Here is a 19,662-nt window from a genome sequence, read left to right on the forward strand (position 1 = left end):
GCTCAGTTCGGGTTGAGGCCGTGGCTGCGCAGCCACGGCAGCGGGTCGATCGCCGCGCTGCCGCCGGGCCGCACCTCGAAGTGCAGGTGCGGGCCGGTCGAGTTGCCCGAGTTCCCGGACCGCGCGATCACGTCACCGGCCTTCACCGGACCGTTCATCACGGTGTGCGAGGACAGGTGGCAGTACCAGGTCTCCGTGCCGTCCTTGGCGGTGACTATGGCCATGTTCCCGTACGCGCTGTTCCACTGCGTCTTCACGGTGCCGTCCGTCGCGGCCATCACCGGAGTCCCGTACGAGACGGGGAAGTCGATGCCGGAGTGCTGGGACATCCAGTTGACGCCGGCCTGCCCGAAGAAGGCGCTCAGCCCGTGCTGCTTCACCGGCAGCACGAACTTGGGCCGCGCCGCCTCCTTGCGCGCGGCCTCCTCGGCGGCCTCCTTGCGCGCCGCCTCCTGCTTCGCCTTGAGGTCGATCCGCTCCTGCGTGCGGCTCGCCCGGTCGGCGAAGTCGCCCGCGTCGGCGGAGAGATCCTTCAGCTGCGAGTCCAGCTTGTTGTTGGCGACGGCCGGCTTCACGGCCTGCGCGTCCGTAGCGGCCGCGGCCTGCGTCTCCTTGCCGTCGTCCCCGCTGCCGCCGACACTCGCCGCGGCGATCCCGGCGACGCCGACCACACAGACCGACGGCACGACGACGGTGACGAGCGCGGACCGCTTGACCGGACGACGGCGGCCGGCGCGGCCACGGGAGACGTTCTTCCCGGCCCTGCGTGTCGTAGGCTTCGGGGTCGCGGGGGCGGGCTCGGGAGCGGAGTCGAGGTCGAGGGCGGGCCCGTGCGCATGGTCCGCTTCGGGGGCCGACTCCGCGATCGCTTCGGGCTCGGGCTCGGGCTGGGGCTGGGGCTCTGCGGTGCCGGTGGCGTCCGAGGCGTTCCACTGCGTGGCGTCGTACGCGCCCGTGTCATAAGCGGTCGTACCGAAGACCGGGGCTTCGAAGGTGTGGGTGAAGCCCTGCGTGTCGTGCGGGTCGGGCGCGCCGAGCATGTCGTGCGTGCTGAAGCTCTGCGTCTCGAAGCCCTGGGCCTCGAAGTGCTGGGCCTCGTACCCCTGGAACTCGAAACTCTGGGTCTCGAAGCTCTGGGCCTCAAAGGACTGCGTCTCAAAGGACTGGGTCTCAAAGGACTGGGTCTCGAAGGACTGCGTGTCGAACGACTGCGTGTGCGTCTGTCCGTCGAAGGTCTGCGTCCCGAAGGACGGGGCCTCGAAGCTCTGCGTGTCGGGGTGTTGAGCCGCGTACATCTGCGCCTCGTACGCCGAGGTGTCCCACTGACCCGTGGTGTGCTGCTCGGCCATCGACCGGGGCTGCTGCGCCGGGATGTCGGCGACCTGCTCGTACCCGCCGGTCGCCCAGGCGCCGGTCGTGTCGTAGGAACCGGTACCGAAGGAACCGGCGTCGTACGTGCCGGTGTCGTAGTACGCGGAGGCGTAGGGGTCGGCGTACTGCTGCTGGGGGGCCGTGTTCCACTGGCCGGTCGCGTGGGAACCGGGTTCGTAGGGGTCCTCTGCCATGTCGCCGAAGAGCGGATCGCTTGCGAAGCTGGTCGCGGAGTGACCGTCGTACGCCGCATAAGGCGCGGTCCCCGACGGATTGCGGTCGTTCACCAACTTCTCTTTCGCCTCGACAACAGGGGCTGCCAGAGCAGTGCGGTGACTGTACCCGTCGGTATGAGGGCACGACAATCTTCGTCGGGTTTCCGGGCCAGGGGAAACGGGCAATCAGCCGCCTTTGGGTGGACTGTGGACAGTTCCTTGGCCCTGAGTTCGAGACCCGTTCGACGAAACCCGCGACATGTCGCGGGTTTTACGTGCGTCCGGTGCGGGTCGGGGTGCGGATCGCGCTCGGGTTCTACGGGTGCCGGTGAGCGCGGAGCGGGCGGTCAGGCGACCGTCAGACCACCGCCGGCCTTGTCCGCGGCGCGCGCTCCTTCCGCGTGCTCCGCGTCGAGGGCCTGACGGATGCCGATCGCGACGGCCGGGTGCACCGGCAGCGCGAGATGGCCGATGCCCGTGACCCGCACGTTCTGCGCGAGCAGGTCCACGTGGTCCACGCACGCGGTCTCCAGGGGCAGCATCAACTGGTCGAGGTCGCTCCAGAAGCTCACGAAGCGCGTACGACAGCCGGGCGCGGGCCGCTTCAACTCCTCGACGACGGACGAGCCGGGCCGCATCTGACGGACGATCGGGTGCGCGTCCGCGAGCGGCGCCACCCGCGTGCCGCCGTGCGGGGTTCCGAGGGTGACGAGCGTGCGCACGCGCGTGTCGCCGCCGAGGCACTGCACGTAGTAACGGGCTATCAGACCGCCCAGGCTGTGCCCCACGATGTCGACCCTGTCCTGGCCCGAGCGCTCGCACACCTCCTCCACGTGCCGGGCGAGCAGCGCGGCCGCGGCCCGGATGTCGCAGGTGAGCGGGGAGTAGTTGAGCGATTCGACGTGCTGCCTGCCGTGCTGCGCGAGGGAACGGCGCAGCAGAACGAAGACGGAGCGGTTGTCGATGAATCCGTGCAGGAGGAGGACCGGGGGCTTGGCGCGGGAGGGCAGGCGCGGCGCGTCCGCTGCTGTCGGGGCGCTCGCCTCTGCCGGTTCTATAGGAGGGCTCTCCTCCACCGTGACGGTTTCCATGTCCATCGGGACGTAGGCCGAGGGCTGGCGGGGCAGCGCCAGGGGCTGCTGCCTTCGTTCCGGGAGGATGCCCGAGGGATAGAGGAGCAGATGGCCCGCGAGGATCGCCAGCTCCAGGGCGGTCGCCTTCAGGAGCGCGATCGAGAGACCGGCCAGTCTCGTGGGCAGCAAGTGGCAGAGGGGGCGAAAGGGCAAAGTCCTCGTGACCTTCATCGGTCAACCTCCCGTCGGCACACGGGAGGACTCCTCTGTCCCCCGTGTGCGCTCATGAGAGCCGGCCGAAGCGGTCCCGCGGCGCCGGCCGTGCCCGATGCGCCGACTCATCGGTCCGAACGGCAGCCGGAAGCACCGTGCCACCGTGCCGTGCGGCTGTCGGCGCGGTGGCGCGGCGACCTCGAAGCGGCTCCCTCGCGCCTGTCCCGGATCTGGCGGTGAAGTCCCGCCTGGCAGTCGCGGCGCGCAGCGAATGTGTCCCACGTGTGATTTCCCCCTCGGTCCGCACCGCGAAACGGCGGCTTGCGGGATGCTGTCGATAACGTTCGTTCACTTCGGGCATCAGTCTTTTGAACAATCGCTTCAACTTTTGCTTGAGCAGTCGTTTCAGGGAGGCAGTGATGGGTGTGGCAGCCGGTCCGATCCGCGTGGTCGTCGCGAAGCCGGGACTCGACGGCCACGATCGCGGGGCCAAAGTGATCGCGCGGGCGCTGCGCGACGCCGGTATGGAGGTCATTTACACGGGCCTGCACCAGACGCCCGAGCAGGTCGTGGACACCGCCATCCAGGAGGACGCCGACGCGATCGGTCTCTCCATCCTGTCCGGCGCGCACAACACGCTCTTCGCCCGCGTCATCGAGCTCCTCGCCGAGCGCGACGCCGCGGACATCAAGGTCTTCGGCGGCGGCATCATCCCTGAGGGGGACATCGCGCCCCTGAAGGAGAAGGGCGTTGCCGAGATCTTCACCCCGGGCGCCACGACCGCCTCCATCGTCGACTGGGTCCGGTCCAACGTCCGCCAACCGGAACCGTCCGGCGGCTGACCAATTAAGCCCCTGCGGCGATTGAGCAGCGGGGCCCGGGGCGGAGCCCCGTGGCCTCGCTCCCGGTGCCGCGCACCAGGGACGCGGGGCCGGGCCCCGGGGCCGGATCACGGCGGAGCCAGTTCGTCCCGCATCGCCCGGCGCAGCCGCAACGTGCCGGCGAGGCGTTGGAACGCCTCCGTCCAGTACCCCCCGGCTCCGGGCGCCGACCCCTCCGGTTCCTCCACCGCCGCCGTGAGCCCGTCGAGCCGCACCACTTCCTCGGGGTCCAGGCAGCGCTCCGCGAGCCCCATCACCCCGCTGAAGCTCCACGGGTAACTCCCCGCGTCCCGCGCGATGTTCAACGCATCGACCACGGACCGCCCGAGCGGCCGCGCCCACGGCGTGCCGCACACCCCCAGCAACTGGAACGCCTCGGACAGCCCGTGCGCCGCGATGAACTCCGCGACCCAGTCCGCCCGTTCCGCCCCCGGCAGCGCCGCGAGCAGCTTCGCCCGCTCGGCGAGCGACACCGCCCCGGGCCCGGCCGCATCCGACGCGGTCGGCGCCCCGAGCAGCGCCCGCGACCAGCCGATGTCCCGCTGCCGGACCGCCGCCCTGCACCACGCGGCGTGCAGCTCCCCGCGCCAGTCGTCGGCGACCGGCAGCGCCACGATCTCCTCCGGGCCCCGGCCGCCGAACCTGTCCGGCCACCGGCCGAGCGGCGCCGCCTCCACCAACTGCCCGAGCCACCACGCCCGTTCACCCCGCCCCGCCGGCGGCTTCGCCACGACGCCGTCCCGCTCCATCCCCGCGTCGCACTCGTGCGGCGCCTCCACGACGATCGCCCCCTCCGCACGGTCGAGTGCCACGCAGGTCAGCGCCCGGTCCGCCATCCGCGCGGCGAGCGCCGAGCGGGGGAGCGCGGAGAGCAGCTCGGCCGCCGTCGCCCGCACGTTCTTGCTGCGGTCGGTCAGCGCCTGCTCGAGGAACGGCTCGTCCGCGTCGCCCAGCCCCGTACGCAGCGAGTCGAGGAACATCAGGCGGTCCTCGGCGCGCTCCGTGCCCCATGTCCCGGCCAGGAGCGCCCGGGCCGCAGCCGGGTCGTGCGCCCGAACAGAGGCGAGGAGTGCCACCCGCTCCGCGAACAGGCCCTCCTCCCACCGCAGATGAACCTGCTCGCTCTCCTCCGGTGCAGGCAGCACGGCTCCGATGCCCGGCGTGGCGCGCAGCGCGAACTTCCAGTCCGGGTTGAGCCGGGCCAGCCACCGGGCGCGCGGCCCCGCGAACGTGAGGGCCGGTGGGCGCAGGTCGGTGCGGCCACGCGCCGCGTCGAGCAGTGCGGGCAGCAGCTCGTGCGGGGGCGCGTACCCGTGCGCGTTGGCCGTGGCCAGCCACTGCGGGAGCAGTTCGAGGAGGTCGGGGGCGGTGCCGCGGCGCGACCCCGTGCCACTGGAGCGGTCGGTGAGCAGGAGCGCGAGCCGCTGCCGCGCTGCGGTCGGCAGCGGGGGACGCGGGTCGTCCTCGGCGCGGTCCGGCGGCGCGGTCGCCGCGGCGGGACGCAGACCGGCCCGGCGGCGCACGGTGTGCATGGCGGCCTCGTCGAGGAGGGCGAGCGGCGGGCGGTCCGAGCGCCGTTCGGTTCCGAGCAGGGCGGCGCTGACGAGGTCGTCCCAGGTGGCGGTGGTGGTCATCGTGGGTCCTCTCCGTGGTGCGGTCCTCTTCACCGACAACGGTGTTTCGGCGTGGTGGTGGTCCTTGGATTGGTCAGCACAGCGATATGACCTCCCCGGCTTCCTCCGCCCATGTGGCCAGCGGGCGGAAACCGGCCGGTCCGCATTCGCCGAACACCGTCACCGGAGCGCCTCCCGAGACGGCGACCAGGCGCCACAGGCCGGGGGACGCCGCCGCGTGCGCGGTGAGGGGGAGCCCCGACTTGCCTTCGCTGTCCGCCAGTTGCCAGTGCCCGGCCGGGTCCCGCGTCGGTATCACCTCCGCGAGCGTCACCGGCCAGGACTCCAGCCAGGGGTCGGCCGCGAGCGCCGTTCCGTAGGCGGCGAGGCCGGTGGTGACGTCAACTCCCTTGGGACGTATGCCGTCCGACTCGGCCGGGGCGAACTGCTCGCCCAGCTCTGCCCGGAGGGCCCCTGCTCCCGGATACGCCGACACCGCGGCGTCGAGCGTGCGCCCGGTCGGCAGGGCGAGCGCCGGTGCGCGGCCGGCCGCCCCGTAGGAGAGGAGCAGTACGGTGCGCGCGCTCTGCGTGCCGTGCAGCCATGCCCGGCGCGTGGTGAGGTGGCCGTCCGCCGTGTCGTACTGGGCGAGGATGAGCCAGCGGTCGCGCACCGGTGGCTCTCTGTCCGAAGCCGGCAGGCCCACGCGCGATCGGACCGTCGCCGCCAGGTCGTCGGGCAGGGCGTCGCGGCGCAACCAGCCCTGGTCGAGGAGGTGGAGCAGCGCGCACGCCTCGAGCAGCCGCACCGGCCAACCGGGCCCGGACGCCGGGATCGCCCCCAACTCTCTTACGCGCGCGGCAAGTCCGGGCGCCTGCGCGTCGACCATGCGCGCGGCCGTCTCCTCCCACAGCCCGTAACCCGACTGCTCAGCCTGTGCGAGGCCGCCGCGCAGCAGGTCGGCGAGGCGCTGCTCCAGCTCTGTCGCGCCCGCCGTGATCCGCTGGGCGCGGCGCTCGGCTCTGCGCCGGGCCGCATCCGGATCCGCCGCGGCGCCGCCCGATCCGGCCGCCGACGCATCGGTCTGCTGGGACTCGGCCCGCTTCTGCCGCCCCGCCAGCCATGGCTCGGCCCACTCCGGTGGCGACTGGTCGGCCGGCACCTGCGCATCGCCGCCCGCCCAGAGCAGCAAGAGCCCGAGCGCGTGCTTGCACGGGAACTTGCGGCTCGGGCAACTGCACTTGTACCCCGGCCCGTTCGACCCCGCGGCGCCCGCGCCGATGTCCACGATCGTCTGGTACGGCTTGCTGCCGCTCCCCTTGCACAGTCCCCATACCGCCCCCTCGTCCGAATTCCCCACGCCCGCGGAACTCCCGGTCCCCGACCACGGGCCCGGCCCCCCGAGCTTGCTTCCCGCCTTGCGTGACGCGGCGTCAGGCGCCAGTGCGAGCACCTGATCCGTCGTCCAGCGCACCCCCAGCTGATTCATGTCCTCGACGTTAGATCCCGCCACTGACAATCCGTCCGCCAACGGCTCCGACCTGCGGTGATTGCGTGGCCGAGGTCGATTGTCAGTGGCGTGGTGCACCGTGGAATCCATCACGCGACGAGAGCGGTCGAGGGCTCGTCGTGCGGATTCGAGTTGGGCGAGTTGGAGGGGGACAGCCATGACCATTTCCGTCGAGAGCCAGACCGAGAACCAGACCGAGAGCCAGACCGGGAACGGGGCCGGGAGTCAGGGCGGGGGCCAGGTCGCGGACGAGGTGCTGCGGGCGCACGCCGAGGACGCGTTCGCGGAGGAACTCGCGGCGCTCGCCGCACAGGACGACCGGCCGCGGCCGGCCCGCTGGCGCATGTCGCCGTGGGCCGTCGCGACGTATCTGCTCGGCGGCACGCTGCCCGACGGCACGGTGATCTCGCCGAAATACGTGGGCCCGCGCCGCATCGTCGAGGTCGCCGTGACGACACTGGCGACCGACCGGGCGCTGCTCCTGCTCGGCGTGCCCGGCACCGCCAAGACCTGGGTGTCCGAGCATCTCGCCGCCGCCGTGAGCGGGGATTCGACGCTGCTGGTGCAGGGCACGGCGGGGACGCCGGAGGAGGCCATCCGCTACGGCTGGAACTACGCGCAGCTGCTGGCCAACGGCCCGAGCAGGGACGCCCTCGTGCCGAGCCCGGTCATGCGGGCGATGGCGGAGGGGATGACCGCGCGCGTCGAGGAACTGACGCGTATCCCGGCCGATGTGCAGGACACACTGATCACGATCCTGTCCGAGAAGACCTTGCCGATACCGGAGTTGGGGCAGGAGGTGCAGGCCGTGCGCGGCTTCAACCTCATCGCCACGGCCAACGACCGGGACCGCGGGGTCAACGATCTGTCGAGCGCGCTGCGGCGCCGGTTCAACACGGTCGTGCTGCCGCTGCCCGCGAGCGTGGAGGACGAGGTCGACATCGTCTCGCGGCGGGTCGACCAGGTCGGCCGCGCACTGGAACTGCCCAGCGCGCCCGACGGGATGGACGAGATCCGCCGCGTCGTCACCGTCTTCCGCGAGCTGCGCGACGGTGTGACGGCCGACGGGCGGACGAAGGTGAAGTCCCCCAGCGGCACGCTGTCGACCGCCGAGGCCATCTCCGTCGTCACCAACGGCCTTGCGCTGTCCGCCCACTTCGGGGACGGCGTGCTGCGTCCCTCCGACGTGGCCGCCGGAATCCTCGGGGCCGTCGTGCGTGATCCGGCGGCGGACCGGGTCGTCTGGCAGGAGTACCTGGAGGCCGTGGTGCGCGAGCGCGACGGCTGGAAGGACTTCTACCGGGCCTGCCGAGAGGTGAGCGCATGACGACACCGACCACGGGCCCCGCGCTGCTCGGCGTGCGGCACCACGGGCCCGGCTCCGCGCGCGCCGTGCGCTCCGCGCTCGATGCCGCGGAACCGCGGATCGTTCTGATCGAAGGGCCGCCAGAGGCCGATGGTCTGGTGCCGCTCGCCGCCGAGGCCGGCATGCGGCCGCCGGTCGCACTGCTCGCGCACGTCGTGGACGAGCCGGGGCGGTCCGCGTTCTGGCCGTTCGCCGAGTTCTCGCCCGAATGGGTCGCGATCCGCTGGGCGTTGGAGCGCGACGTGCCGGTGCGCTTCATCGACCTCCCGGCCGCGCACAGCCTGGCGATGCGGTCGGAGGACGACAAGGGGGAGGAGGCGGCGGAGGACGAGGGGGACTCCGTGCGCGTGGACCCCCTGCGGGTCCTCGCCGAGACCGCCGGGTACGACGACGCGGAGCGCTGGTGGGAGGACGTCGTCGAGCACCGGGACGGCGACGCCTTCGCCGCGCTCGGCGAGGCGATGGGCGCGCTGCGGGAGACGTGCGGGGACGGCGGACACGAGCGCGATCTGGTGCGCGAGGCGTACATGCGACTCCAAGTGCGCGCGGCCCAGCGTGAGTTCGCGGACGACGTGGCCGTCGTGTGCGGGGCGTGGCACGTGCCCGCGCTGCGGCAGCGGACGACCGTCGCGGCCGACCGCGCCCTGCTCAAGGGGCTGCCGAAGGCGAAGGTCGACATGACGTGGGTGCCGTGGACGCACCGGCGCCTGGCCCGCGTCAGCGGATACGGGGCGGGGATCGACTCGCCCGGCTGGTACGGGCACCTGTTCAGCGCGCCCGACCGGCCCGTGGAGCGCTGGCTGACGAAGGTCGCCGGGCTGCTGCGCGATGAGGACCGCATCGTGTCCTCCGCCCATGTCATCGAGGCCGTACGACTCGCGGAGACCCTCGCCGTGATGCGCGGGCGGCCGCTCGCGGGGCTCACGGAGACCACCGACGCGGTGCGGGCCGTGCTGTGTGAGGGCTCGGACGTACCGCTGGCGCTCATCCACGACAAGCTGGTGGTCGGCGACGTGCTGGGGGAGGTGCCCGAGGCGGCGCCCGCGGTGCCGTTGCAGCGCGATCTCACGCGGCAGCAGCGTTCCCTGCGGCTCAAACCGGCCGCCGCGGAGAAGGAGTTGGACCTCGATCTACGGGGTGACACCGACGCCGCGCGCAGCCGCCTGCTGCACCGGCTGCGGCTCCTGGGCGTGGCCTGGGGAGAGCCGGCGAGATCGGCTCGCGGCTCCACCGGCACCTTCCGCGAGTCGTGGCGGCTGCGCTGGGAGCCGGAGCTGTCCGTGCGGGTCGCGGAGGCCGGGGTGTGGGGGACGACCGTGCTCGCCGCCGCGACCGTCAAGGCGGAGACGGACGCGATCGCCGCGCGGGCGCTCTCCGACGTCACGGCGCTCGCCGAGGTCTGCCTGCTCGCGGGGCTCGCGGACGCGCTGCCGACGGTGATGCGGATCCTCGCCGACCGCGCCGCCCTCGACGCGGACGTCGGTCACCTCGCCGGCGCCCTGCCCGCCCTGGTCCGCGCCCTGCGCTACGGCGACGTGCGCGGCACCGACACCGAAGCCCTCGCCGACGTGGCGGCGGGCCTCGCCGAGCGGGTCTTCGTCGGCCTGCCCCCGGCGTGCGCGGGGCTCGACACGGAGGCGGCCGAGGAGATGCGCGGTCATGTCGACGCGGTGCACTCGGCCGTCGCGCTCCTGGAGGACAGCGGCGTGCGCGAGCGCTGGCGGACCGTGCTGCGCGTGCTCGCGGAGCGGGACGGCGTGGCCGGGGTGATCCAGGGGCGGTGCGCGCGGGTTCTGCTCGACGAGGGCGTGCTCGACGAGGAGGACGCGGCCCGGCTGATGAGCCTCGCCCTCTCGCCCGGCACCGCGCCGGCCGACGCGGCGGCGTGGATCGAGGGCTTCGTCGGCGGCGGTTCGGGCGGCGGGCTGCTCCTGGTGCACGACGAGCGGCTCCTGGCCCTGGTCGACGCGTGGCTGACGCGGGTGTCGGACGACGCGTTCACCGACGTACTGCCGTTGCTGCGGCGGACGTTCTCTGCGTACGAGCCGGGTGTGCGGCGGACTTTGGGCGAGCTGGTCCGGCGCGGGCCCTCCGAGGGCGGTCAGTCCCCGGTCACCGGTGGACCGCGCGGCTTCGGAGAGGAACTGGACGCGGAGCGGGCGGACGCGGTGCTGCCGGTGCTGCGCCTCCTACTCGGTGCGGGTGCGGGTGCGGGTGCGGGTACCGGTGGCGGCGGCAGTGGCGGAAACGACGAGGGCGACAACGGCCCTGAGGGGGCGGTGGCATGACCGGCACCGGGAGCAGTACCGAGTCCAGCACCGAGCGGAACACGGACGAGCGCTTGCGCCGGTGGCGCCTCGTGCTCGGCGGGGCGGACGCGGACGGCACAGGTTGCGGGCTCGAGGGGCAGGACGCCGCGATGGACGGCGCCCTCGCCGCGCTGTACGGCTCGGGCGGCGGCAAGCAACAGGGCGGGGGCAGCCGGAGCGCGGGGCTCGGGGCGTCCGCTCCTGCCGTGGCCCGCTGGCTCGGCGACATCCGGACCTACTTCCCGTCCTCCGTCGTCCAGGTCATGCAGCGGGACGCCATCGACCGGCTCGGGCTTTCCACGATGCTGCTCGAACCGGAGATGCTGGAGGCCGTCGACGCGGACGTGCACCTCGTCGGCACGCTGCTCTCGCTCAACAAGGCGATGCCGGAGACGACGAAGGAGACGGCCCGCGCCGTCGTGCGCAAGGTCGTCGAGGACCTCGAGAAGAAGCTCGCGACGCGCACCCGCGCCACCCTCACCGGCGCCCTCGACCGCAGCGCCCGCATCCAGCGGCCGCGCCACCACGACATCGACTGGAACCGCACGATCGCGGCCAACCTCAAGCACTACCTGCCCGAGTACCGCACGATCGTGCCCGAGCGGCTGATCGGATACGGGCGTGCGGCGCAGTCCGTGAAGAAGGAGGTCGTCCTCTGCATCGACCAGTCGGGCTCGATGGCGGCATCCGTCGTCTACGCCTCCGTGTTCGGCGCGGTGCTCGCCTCCATGCGCTCGATAACGACCCGGCTCGTCGTCTTCGACACGGCCGTCGTGGACCTGACGGACCAGCTCGACGACCCGGTCGACGTCCTGTTCGGCACCCAGCTCGGCGGCGGCACGGACATCAACCGGGCGCTCGCGTACTGCCAGTCGCAGATCACCCGCCCCGCCGAGACCGTCGTCGTCCTCATCTCCGACCTCTACGAAGGAGGCATCCGCAACGAGATGTTGAAGCGGGTCGCCGCGATGAAGGCGTCCGGCGTGCAGTTCGTGACGCTGCTCGCGCTCTCCGACGAGGGTGCGCCCGCCTACGACCGGGAACACGCGGCGGCGCTCGCGGGATTGGGCGCGCCGGCCTTCGCCTGCACCCCGGACCTGTTCCCCGACGTCATGGCAGCGGCCATCGAGAAGCGGCCCTTGCCGATACCGGACGCGGCATCGGAAAAGGGTGCACCCGCCGCGAACCGGATATGAGTACCCATCGGTAACAGGGGGCTTGCGCCGCATCCCTCGCCCCGTGCGAGGATTCGGCCACCGTGACTTCCCCTATGGCACTTCCCGCCCCCGTCGCTCGCCTGGTGCGTGCGACGGCAGGACGGCGTGCGCTGCAACTGGCGCTGCTGTTCGGTGGGTTGTTCGCCCTCGGGATCGTGTGCGGTGGCCGGGCGCAGGCGGACGGGGTGTCCGACGCCGGTTCGCTCGGTTCGGGTCACGTGGCGGTGCGGGAGCATGTCGCCGATTCCGTGGGGAAGTTGCGCGACGCGGGTTCCCGCGAGGCCCCGGCTCCCTCCGAGGCATCCAAGGTCGCCGAGTCCGCCAAGGCCACCGAGTCCGCCAAGGACACCGGGGCGTCCACGCACGCCAAGCCGACCGCGCCCACGCAGGGTCGGGAGGCGGCGCCCGCTACCGACCCCGCACCTGCACCTGCACCCGCGCCGGTTCGGCCCGCCGAGTCGACCCCGAACCCGGTCGACGCGCAGCACGCACCCGGCACCGACGCACCCAACGTCGAGGCACCCGGCGCCAAGCACGCGTCCGGCGTGCAGCACGTGTCAGACGTAAAGCGCCTGGCCCGCCCGCTGCACGACAAGCCCGCCGCTCCCGGCGACCCCGCCACCCGCACCACCACACCCACTCGCACCCTCACCCGAACCCCCACCGCACCCGTGCAGGCGTACCTCACCGAGCCGCTGCGTCAGCACATCGAGGCGCTCGGGGGTGACCGGGCGCGGCTGCGTTCGGCCGTCGACGCGCTGCGGTATCTGACGGCGCCGGTCGGTGCCACCGTGCGCCAGGTGACGGGGCCCGTCGAGGAGCTGGCGACGCGCGCCGTCGCGGAGCTCGTCGGCGCGGTGCCGGAGCAGCTGACGCACGGCCGGCTCGGCGGGATCATCCGCATCGTGGATCCCGCAGACGCCCGGCCCGCGCCGCCCGTCGCGACCGCGCCGCAGCAGTCGGACGCCCCGGCGGTGCACGGCGACCGGCCCGCCACGGCCGAGAGCCGGTCCCACGCAGCGGTGAGCGGCCCGCAGGCGCCCGACGTCGCGCAGTTCGGCGACGTACAGAAGGCGGATGCGGGCACGCAGGCCGCGGCGCGTCCCGCGGCGCCCGTCGTGCCGCAGCGTCCCGACGGTGCGCCGTCGGCCGGCGCGAGCGCGGGCGACGGTGGTTCGACGCGCCACGGTGATCTGCACGCGGCGACGTTCGGCGGCCGTGCGCCCGTTCTGCTCGCGTCCGGCGCCACGGCGTCCGCGGGCACCGCGCCGGTGGTCGACCGGCTGCGCGACATTCCCGAATTCCCCGGCTAGGGCAGTCCCTCCCCGCCCGTGACCTGCCGCGCGGGGGCGGAACAGGTCTGCCCAGTCGTGAAGTGAATTCGAAGGAACTGACGTACCCATGAACAAGAACATCCGCCGCTCCATCGTGATAGCCGCCGGCGTCTCCGGCGCCTGGGCCCTCGGCTCCGCCGTGGCCAGCGCCGACGAGCTGCCCGCGCACTCGCTGTCCGTGCCGGACGTCGCCGGCGACACCGTCTCCGACGTGCAGAACACGACGTCGCAGGTGACGGACAAGGTCGCGGACACGGTCGACCACACCCAGGCGACCAACAAGGCCAAGACCGCCACCCAGCACGCCAAGGCCCAGGTCCAGTCGACCGCCCAGAAGGCGAAGTCCCAGGTCCAGGCCCCGCAGGTCAAGGCCCCCACCACCGACGTCGCCGGCGTCAAGGACAAGGTCGCCGGTCACGTCACCGCCGCCCAGGGCCACGTCGCCGACACCCAGAAGCACGTGGCCGACGCCCAGGAGGGTGTCGACTACCTGTTCGGCCCGCTCGACGCCTTCGCCCCGCAGCTCCAGCAGGAGCTGACGCAGGCGGCGTCCCAGGCCCCCGCCTACGTCCAGGACAACGCCCGGAGCACCGTCCAGGGCACCGCCCAGAACGTCCGCACGAACACCGGCCCGGCCGTCGGCGAGACCGCCGACGCCGTGCTTCCGCCGGTCGCCGCCACCGCCGTGCACGGCGTGCTGCCGGTCGTCGGCCAGGCCCTCGGCGACGTGACCACCCTGGCGGGCGGCGCGGTCGGCGACGTGACGCCGTTCGCGCAGACCGTCGTCGGCGACAACGTCGCGCCCTTCGCGACCGGTGTCACCGGCCAGGTCCAGCCGCTGGCGCAGGGCGTGGCCGGCGACAACGTGGCGCCCTTCGCGCAGAGCGTCGTCGGCAACGACGTCACCCCGTTCGCGGGCGGCGTCGTGGACTCCGTGCAGCCGCTCGTGCAGACGGTCGTCGACCACGTGCAGCCGGTCGTCGGCGGCGTCGGCACCAGCGCGCACGGCCTGGCGCAGGGCGTCACCGGCGACGTCCAGCCGCTCGCGCAGGGCCTGGTGGGCGACAACGTGGCCCCGTTCGTCCAGACCGTGGTCGGCGACAACGTCGCTCCGCTGGCCGGTGGCGTGACCCACGAGGTCGCCCCGTTCGCGCAGGACCTGACCGGCACCGTCACCGCCGACGCCCAGCCGCTCGCCGGCAACGCCGTCAGCGGCGTGCAGGGCGTCACCGGTTCCGTCGCGCCCAGCTACCTGCCCGGCGTCTGACCGACGCGACGGTGCCCGGTCGGCCGAAATCCATCGGCCGGACCGGGTCGCTTTCCGGGCATGAAGGCGGGTGGTCCGCGTGGGGACGTGACCACCCGCTGACCTGCGGCCTCACCGAGCGCACCCCCGCTCGGTGAGGCCGCTTTCATTCCCCGGGCGCCTCGGCAGTAGCGTAGATAGCACCACAAAAGGGGCGCTCTGTGATGGGTATCACCGCTCAGGTGTGATCTGCGATTTAGAAGCCGTCCCTGAGCGGCGATAACCTGCGAGACGGACATGCCGCGTACTCGGTCACCGTGTACGCCTCCCTAGTGACAGCAGCGACAGCACTCGTCACGTGTGACAGCGGAGTCACGTTGCCCCTCGCGGCACGCCCACGCAGATAACGAACCGCGAGATCACTGATAGGGACGGACGCGCGTGGACCTGTTCGAGTACCAGGCGAGGGACCTCTTCGCCAAGCACGGTGTACCGGTGCTGGCCGGTGAAGTCATCGACACGCCTGAGGCGGCCCGCGAGGCGACCGAGCGTCTTGGCGGCAAGTCCGTCGTCAAGGCGCAGGTGAAGGTCGGCGGCCGCGGCAAGGCCGGCGGCGTGAAGCTGGCTGCCACCCCCGACGAGGCCGTGCAGCACGCGACCAACATCCTCGGCATGGACATCAAGGGCCACACGGTCCACAAGGTGATGATGGCCGAGACGGCTCCGGAGATCGTGGAGGAGTACTACGTCTCCTTCCTCCTGGACCGCACCAACCGCACCTTCCTCTCCATCGCCTCCGTCGAGGGCGGCATGGAGATCGAGGAGGTGGCGGCCAACCGCCCGGAGGCCGTCGCCAAGACGCCGATCGACGCCAATGAGGGTGTGACCCCCGAGGTCGCCCGCAAGATCGTCACGGACGCCAAGTTCCCGGCCGAGGTCGCCGACCAGGTCGCCGAGATCCTCCAGACGCTGTGGAAGACCTTCATCGACGAGGACGCGCTCCTCGTCGAGGTCAACCCGCTCGCGAAGGTCGCCTCCGGCAAGGTCATCGCCCTCGACGGCAAGGTGTCCCTGGACGAGAACGCCGGCTTCCGGCACCCCGACCACGAGGCCCTTCAGGACAAGGACGCGGCCGACCCGCTCGAGGCCGCTGCCAAGGAGAAGGACCTCAACTACGTCAAGCTTGACGGCGAGGTCGGCATCATCGGTAACGGTGCCGGTCTGGTCATGTCGACGCTGGACGTCGTCGCGTACGCCGGTGAGAACCACGGCGGCGTGAAGCCGGCCAACTTCCTCGACATCGGTGGCGGCGCCTCCGCCCAGGTGATGGCGAACGGCCTGGAGATCATCCTCGGCGACTCCGACGTCAAGTCGGTCTTCGTCAACGTCTTCGGCGGCATCACCGCCTGCGACGAGGTCGCCAACGGCATCGTCCAGGCGCTCGCGCTCCTCGAGGAGAAGGGCGAGAAGGTCGAGAAGCCCCTCGTCGTCCGCCTCGACGGCAACAACGCCGAGCTGGGTCGCAAGATCCTCTCCGACGCCAACCACCCGCTGGTGCAGCGCGTGGACACCATGGACGGCGCGGCCGACAAGGCCGCCGAGCTCGCGGCCGCGAAGTAAGGACGAGGGACTAAACAGCCATGGCTATCTTCCTCAACAAGGACAGCAAGGTCATCGTCCAGGGCATGACCGGTGCCACGGGCATGAAGCACACCAAGCTCATGCTGGCCGACGGCACGAACATCGTCGGTGGCGTCAACCCGCGCAAGGCGGGCACGTCCGTCGACATCGACGGCAATGACATCCCGGTCTTCGGCTCCGTCGCCGAGGCGATCGAGAAGACGGGCGCCAACGTGTCCGTGCTCTTCGTCCCGCCGGCCTTCTCCAAGGCCGCCGTGGTCGAGGCGATCGACGCCGAGATCCCGCTCGCCGTGGTCATCACCGAGGGCATCGCCGTCCACGACTCCGCCGCGTTCTACGCGTACGCGAAGTCGAAGGGCGACAAGACCCGCATCATCGGCCCGAACTGCCCCGGCCTCATCACGCCGGGCCAGTCGAACGCCGGCATCATCCCGGGCGACATCACGAAGCCGGGCCGCATCGGCCTGGTCTCGAAGTCCGGCACGCTGACGTACCAGATGATGTACGAGCTCCGTGACATCGGCTTCTCGTCCGCCGTCGGCATCGGTGGCGACCCGGTCATCGGCACGACGCACATCGACGCGCTCGCCGCGTTCGAGGCCGACCCCGAGACCGACCTGATCGTCATGATCGGTGAGATCGGCGGCGACGCCGAGGAGCGCGCGGCCGACTACATCAAGGCCAACGTGACGAAGCCGGTCGTCGGCTACGTCGCGGGCTTCACGGCGCCCGAGGGCAAGACCATGGGCCACGCCGGCGCCATCGTCTCCGGCTCCTCCGGCACCGCGCAGGCGAAGAAGGAGGCCCTCGAGGCCGCCGGCGTCAAGGTCGGCAAGACGCCGACCGAGACGGCGAAGCTGGCGCGCGAGATCCTCAGCTAAGAGGTTCTCTGCCAGGAGCTTCTCCTACGCAGCTCAGTGGGCCCGCACCGGTGACGGTGCGGGCCCACTGGCGTTGCGCCGTGCGCGCTATTCGGTGCTCGGCTCGAGCCGCTCGGGCCCTCCGCCCAGCTTCTCCCGCAGCTCCTTGCGCAGCTCCAGGTCCGCCTGCGTCAGCGGTTCGGGACCGGTCAGCGGCGGTACGCCGGCGATCGGCGAGCCCGGCGCCGGTACCGGCTCGTAGTGCGTGGGCGCCATCCGCACGGTCAGCGCCGTCGCGCCGATGATGAAGACCGTGAACGCGACGGCCGCCCGCGTCAGGAGCCGGGTGCGCCGCTCGCCGCCGCTGCGCACCACCGTGGACACGGGCGCGTCCAGCTTCTCCGAGCCCGCCAGCTCCGAGAGCCGCAGGTGCAGCTGCTCGGGGACCGCGAGGTCGGGCAGCCGCTGGGCGACCGCCTCACGGGCGTGCAGGATGCGGTTCGCGGCGGCCGGCGTGCTGGCCTCCGTCTCCGCCGCGGTCTCCGGCAGATCCAGGCCCACCCCGTCGTACAGCAGCAGCGTGCGCCGGTAGACGGGCGGCAGGTCGAGGAGCGCGCCGAGCAGCTCGCGGTCCTCCGGGGTGGCGGGCGGCGCCTCCGGCTGGCGCTTTCCGGGGCGCAGGCCGTGCCACGGCGACATCGCGTACTCGTACGCCGCCGCGCGCACCCAGCCCGCCGGGTCCGGGTCGACCGCCACCTCGGGCCAGTTCTGCCAGGCCTGCTGGAAGGCGCGCTCGACGGCCTCGCGGGCGAGGATCCTGCGGCCGGTGAGCAGATAGGTCTGCCGGACGAGGAACGGTGCGGCGTGCGTGTAGAGGGCGTCGAAGGCCTCGGCGGCGGTACGCGCGCGGGATGCCGCGGCGCCGGGCTCCGGCGCGGGCTCGTGCTCCGCCACGGCCGTGGCGGTGGCGGTGGCCCCGGCCGTCGGCGGCGCGGGTTCTTGTTCTTGTATCGCGGCGGCCTTCGAGCCCGGCCTCGCTGTCGTCGGTGCCGCAGCCGTCGGTGCCGCTGTCGTCGGGGACGGCTCCTCCGCGGCGGTCAGCTCCGCCAGGAGGCGTGCGTACGCCTCCCGCTTCTGACCCTTTGGAGTGGTGCGGCCGGCCTCCCAGCGACGGACGGTTTCGCGCGTCACGCCGACCCGCTCGGCGACCTGGTCCCGGGACAGCGAGCCGGCCTCGCGGAGCAAACGGCGCTCCTTGGGCGGCGGCAGTGGGGTGGCAGCGCCCTGCGTCATCGTGAACTCCACACACCCTTTCGTGCGAAAAAGAACATAAACGTATCTTGTGCGACACATCCGGGCTTCGCCTGTTGCGCGAGGTAAAGGCGTGTCGTTGGGAGCATGGCCCCGTGACCCAAATGACCGGCCTTGGACTGTCGTTGCCCCTGCTCCTGACCCGGCTGCGGGAACGGGCCCCGGGCCCCGTCGGGGGTGCGCTGCGCGGGGCCCTCGCCGCGGGGCTCGGGCTCGGGTCGTGCGCCGTGCTCGTGATGGTGCTGTGGATCAGCTCGCCGTTCCCCGACAGCGGGCCCAGCGGCGCGCTGCACACCGCCGCCGCCCTGTGGCTCCTCGCGCACGGCGCCGAAGTGATCAGAACGGACACCCTCTCCGGGGTGCCCGCCCCGCTGGGAGTCAGCCCACTGCTGCTGCTCGCGGTGCCGGCGTGGCTGCTGCACCGGGCGGCACGGGACGCGGCGGAGGAGTCCGAGTCCGTGGCGGGCGTCTGGGCCGGTGTGGCGATCGGCTATCTGTCGGTGGCGGCCGCGGCGACGTACTACTGCGCGGGCGGTGAGCTGCGCCCCTCGTGGGTGAGCTGCGTGGCGCATCTGGTCGTGCTCGCGGTGGCCGCGTCGGGATTCGGGGTGTGGACGGCGCACGGGCGGCCGTACGGCCCGCTGCCGGGACCGCTGGCGGGGCTGCTCCCGGAGGGGTTCGTACGGGAGGTGGTGCCGGTCGCCGTGCGGGCGGCGCTGGCCGGGGTGCTCGCGCTGGTCGCGGGCGGGGCGCTGCTGGTGGCCGGAATGCTCGTGTGGCACGGGGAGGCGGTCCGGGAGTCGTTCCTGCAGCTCACGGGGGCCTGGTCGGGGCGGCTCGCGGTGCTGCTGCTCTGCGCGGGGCTCGTGCCGAACGCCGCGATCTGGGGGTCGGCGTACGCGCTCGGTCCCGGGGTCGTCCTCGGGGTCGGGCACACCGTGGGGCCGCTGGGGAGTTCCGGGGCCGCGATGCTGCCCGCGTTCCCGCTGCTCGTGGCGGTGCCGAAGGCCGGGGACGGGTCGCCGCTCACGTGGGCCGTGGGGGCGGTTCCCGTGGTGGCGGGAGTGGTCGTGGCGGGGTTCGTCGTGGCGGCGGGAGCGGGGTGGACGTGGCGGCGGACCGCGGGCGGCGTGGCCGTGGCCGGGGCGCTGTGCGGGGTGGTGATGGGGTGCTTGGCGGGGGCCGCCGGTGGGACCCTCGGCCGGTCGGCACTCGCGGAGTTCGGACCGGTGGGGTGGGTGACCGGGGCGGTGGCCGCGGGGTGGGTGTGCGCGGTGGGGGTGCCGGTGGGGTCGGTGGTGTGGTGGTGGCGGGAGCGGGGGAACCGGGTCCCCGAGGCCGACGCCGAGCCTGAGCAGTCGCCGCAGGTGTCGCAGGCGCAGGCGCCGGAGAAGGTGACGGTGCCGGAGTCGGAGACGGAGCGGGCGAAGGACGACTCCTTCGCCCTCTACGACTTCTTCGACGAGGACCCGCGCCCCTCAAGCCCCGCCGGCGACTGACAC

Annotated in this window: 14 protein-coding genes; 9 read left to right on the forward strand and 5 right to left on the reverse strand. The window is 72.6% G+C overall.

The window, feature by feature from the left end; translation table 11 throughout:
* Nucleotides 1–2: 2 nt before the first annotated feature.
* Nucleotides 3–1,658 (reverse strand): M23 family metallopeptidase, encoded by a 1,656-nt coding sequence (locus OHA73_RS26350; RefSeq protein WP_266713228.1) that lies wholly within the window; start codon nt 1,656–1,658, stop codon nt 3–5.
* A 275-nt stretch (nt 1,659–1,933) separates the two neighbouring features.
* Nucleotides 1,934–2,890 (reverse strand): lipase family alpha/beta hydrolase, encoded by a 957-nt coding sequence (locus tag OHA73_RS26355; protein WP_266713230.1) that lies wholly within the window; start codon nt 2,888–2,890, stop codon nt 1,934–1,936.
* 401 nt (nt 2,891–3,291) lie between these two features.
* Between OHA73_RS26355 and OHA73_RS26360 the strand changes: the two genes are divergently transcribed.
* Nucleotides 3,292–3,714 (forward strand): cobalamin B12-binding domain-containing protein, encoded by a 423-nt coding sequence (locus OHA73_RS26360; protein ID WP_266713232.1) that lies wholly within the window; start codon nt 3,292–3,294, stop codon nt 3,712–3,714.
* A gap of 107 nt (nt 3,715–3,821) precedes the next feature.
* On the opposite strand, the gene OHA73_RS26365 is transcribed toward OHA73_RS26360, so the two are convergent.
* Together OHA73_RS26365 and OHA73_RS26370 are read right to left on the reverse strand one after the other, a co-directional pair.
* Complete coding sequence (locus OHA73_RS26365) at nt 3,822–5,387, reverse strand: DUF5691 domain-containing protein (RefSeq protein WP_266713234.1); 1,566 nt, start codon at nt 5,385–5,387, stop codon at nt 3,822–3,824.
* Nucleotides 5,388–5,460: 73 nt separating this feature from the next.
* The gene (locus OHA73_RS26370; RefSeq protein WP_327656285.1) at nt 5,461–6,855 is read right to left on the reverse strand and encodes an SWIM zinc finger family protein; all 1,395 of its coding nucleotides are present in this window, start codon (nt 6,853–6,855) and stop codon (nt 5,461–5,463) included.
* A gap of 178 nt (nt 6,856–7,033) precedes the next feature.
* Between OHA73_RS26370 and OHA73_RS26375 the strand changes: the two genes are divergently transcribed.
* The 7 genes from OHA73_RS26375 (at nt 7,034) to sucD (ending at nt 16,870) form a co-directional block, all read left to right on the forward strand.
* Nucleotides 7,034–8,203, forward strand: a complete 1,170-nt coding sequence (locus OHA73_RS26375) for an ATP-binding protein (RefSeq protein WP_327656286.1) — start codon at nt 7,034–7,036, stop codon at nt 8,201–8,203.
* Nucleotides 8,200–10,530, forward strand: a complete 2,331-nt coding sequence (locus OHA73_RS26380; RefSeq protein WP_327656287.1) for a DUF5682 family protein — start codon at nt 8,200–8,202, stop codon at nt 10,528–10,530. Before OHA73_RS26375 ends, OHA73_RS26380 begins: the two co-directional genes overlap by 4 nt.
* Complete coding sequence (locus tag OHA73_RS26385; RefSeq protein ID WP_327656288.1) at nt 10,527–11,747, forward strand: VWA domain-containing protein; 1,221 nt, start codon at nt 10,527–10,529, stop codon at nt 11,745–11,747. Before OHA73_RS26380 ends, OHA73_RS26385 begins: the two co-directional genes overlap by 4 nt.
* Nucleotides 11,748–11,821: 74 nt before the next feature.
* Entirely contained in the window at nt 11,822–13,081 is a 1,260-nt protein-coding gene (locus OHA73_RS26390; protein WP_266713244.1) for a hypothetical protein, read from the forward strand.
* A gap of 88 nt (nt 13,082–13,169) precedes the next feature.
* A complete protein-coding gene (locus OHA73_RS26395) occupies nt 13,170–14,369 on the forward strand; it encodes a hypothetical protein (protein WP_327656289.1) in 1,200 nt (399 codons plus the stop codon).
* A 420-nt stretch (nt 14,370–14,789) separates the two neighbouring features.
* Nucleotides 14,790–15,968, forward strand: a complete 1,179-nt coding sequence (sucC, locus tag OHA73_RS26400; RefSeq protein WP_266713248.1) for an ADP-forming succinate--CoA ligase subunit beta — start codon at nt 14,790–14,792, stop codon at nt 15,966–15,968.
* A 20-nt stretch (nt 15,969–15,988) separates the two neighbouring features.
* A complete protein-coding gene (sucD, locus tag OHA73_RS26405; RefSeq protein ID WP_266713250.1) occupies nt 15,989–16,870 on the forward strand; it encodes a succinate--CoA ligase subunit alpha in 882 nt (293 codons plus the stop codon).
* A gap of 87 nt (nt 16,871–16,957) precedes the next feature.
* Here the strand turns inward: sucD and OHA73_RS26410 are convergent, their stop codons facing one another.
* Nucleotides 16,958–18,142 carry a helix-turn-helix domain-containing protein gene (locus OHA73_RS26410; RefSeq protein WP_327656290.1) on the reverse strand — a complete coding sequence of 395 codons (1,185 nt, stop codon included), beginning with the start codon at nt 18,140–18,142 and terminating at the stop codon, nt 16,958–16,960.
* A 122-nt stretch (nt 18,143–18,264) separates the two neighbouring features.
* On the opposite strand from OHA73_RS26410, the gene OHA73_RS26415 reads away from it, so the two are divergent.
* The gene (locus OHA73_RS26415) at nt 18,265–19,659 is read left to right on the forward strand and encodes a cell division protein PerM (protein ID WP_327658527.1); all 1,395 of its coding nucleotides are present in this window, start codon (nt 18,265–18,267) and stop codon (nt 19,657–19,659) included.
* Nucleotides 19,660–19,662 lie beyond the last annotated feature (3 nt).

This window comes from Streptomyces sp. NBC_00483, from assembly GCF_036013745.1.
Classification (GTDB): Bacteria; Actinomycetota; Actinomycetes; order Streptomycetales; family Streptomycetaceae; genus Streptomyces.

Excerpts from the sequence above, each read along its gene's own strand:
- OHA73_RS26355 (WP_266713230.1), bottom strand. The coding sequence starts at position 2,890 with ATGAAGGTCACGAGGACTTTGCCCTTTCGCCCCCTCTGCCACTTGCTG.
- OHA73_RS26360 (WP_266713232.1), top strand. The coding sequence starts at position 3,292 with ATGGGTGTGGCAGCCGGTCCGATCCGCGTGGTCGTCGCGAAGCCGGGA.
- OHA73_RS26365 (WP_266713234.1), bottom strand. The coding sequence starts at position 5,387 with ATGACCACCACCGCCACCTGGGACGACCTCGTCAGCGCCGCCCTGCTC.
- OHA73_RS26370 (WP_327656285.1), bottom strand. The coding sequence starts at position 6,855 with ATGAATCAGCTGGGGGTGCGCTGGACGACGGATCAGGTGCTCGCACTG.
- OHA73_RS26375 (WP_327656286.1), top strand. The coding sequence starts at position 7,034 with ATGACCATTTCCGTCGAGAGCCAGACCGAGAACCAGACCGAGAGCCAG.
- OHA73_RS26380 (WP_327656287.1), top strand. The coding sequence starts at position 8,200 with ATGACGACACCGACCACGGGCCCCGCGCTGCTCGGCGTGCGGCACCAC.
- OHA73_RS26385 (WP_327656288.1), top strand. The coding sequence starts at position 10,527 with ATGACCGGCACCGGGAGCAGTACCGAGTCCAGCACCGAGCGGAACACG.
- OHA73_RS26390 (WP_266713244.1), top strand. The coding sequence starts at position 11,822 with ATGGCACTTCCCGCCCCCGTCGCTCGCCTGGTGCGTGCGACGGCAGGA.
- OHA73_RS26395 (WP_327656289.1), top strand. The coding sequence starts at position 13,170 with ATGAACAAGAACATCCGCCGCTCCATCGTGATAGCCGCCGGCGTCTCC.
- sucD (WP_266713250.1), top strand. The coding sequence starts at position 15,989 with ATGGCTATCTTCCTCAACAAGGACAGCAAGGTCATCGTCCAGGGCATG.
- OHA73_RS26410 (WP_327656290.1), bottom strand. The coding sequence starts at position 18,142 with ATGACGCAGGGCGCTGCCACCCCACTGCCGCCGCCCAAGGAGCGCCGT.
- OHA73_RS26415 (WP_327658527.1), top strand. The coding sequence starts at position 18,265 with ATGACCGGCCTTGGACTGTCGTTGCCCCTGCTCCTGACCCGGCTGCGG.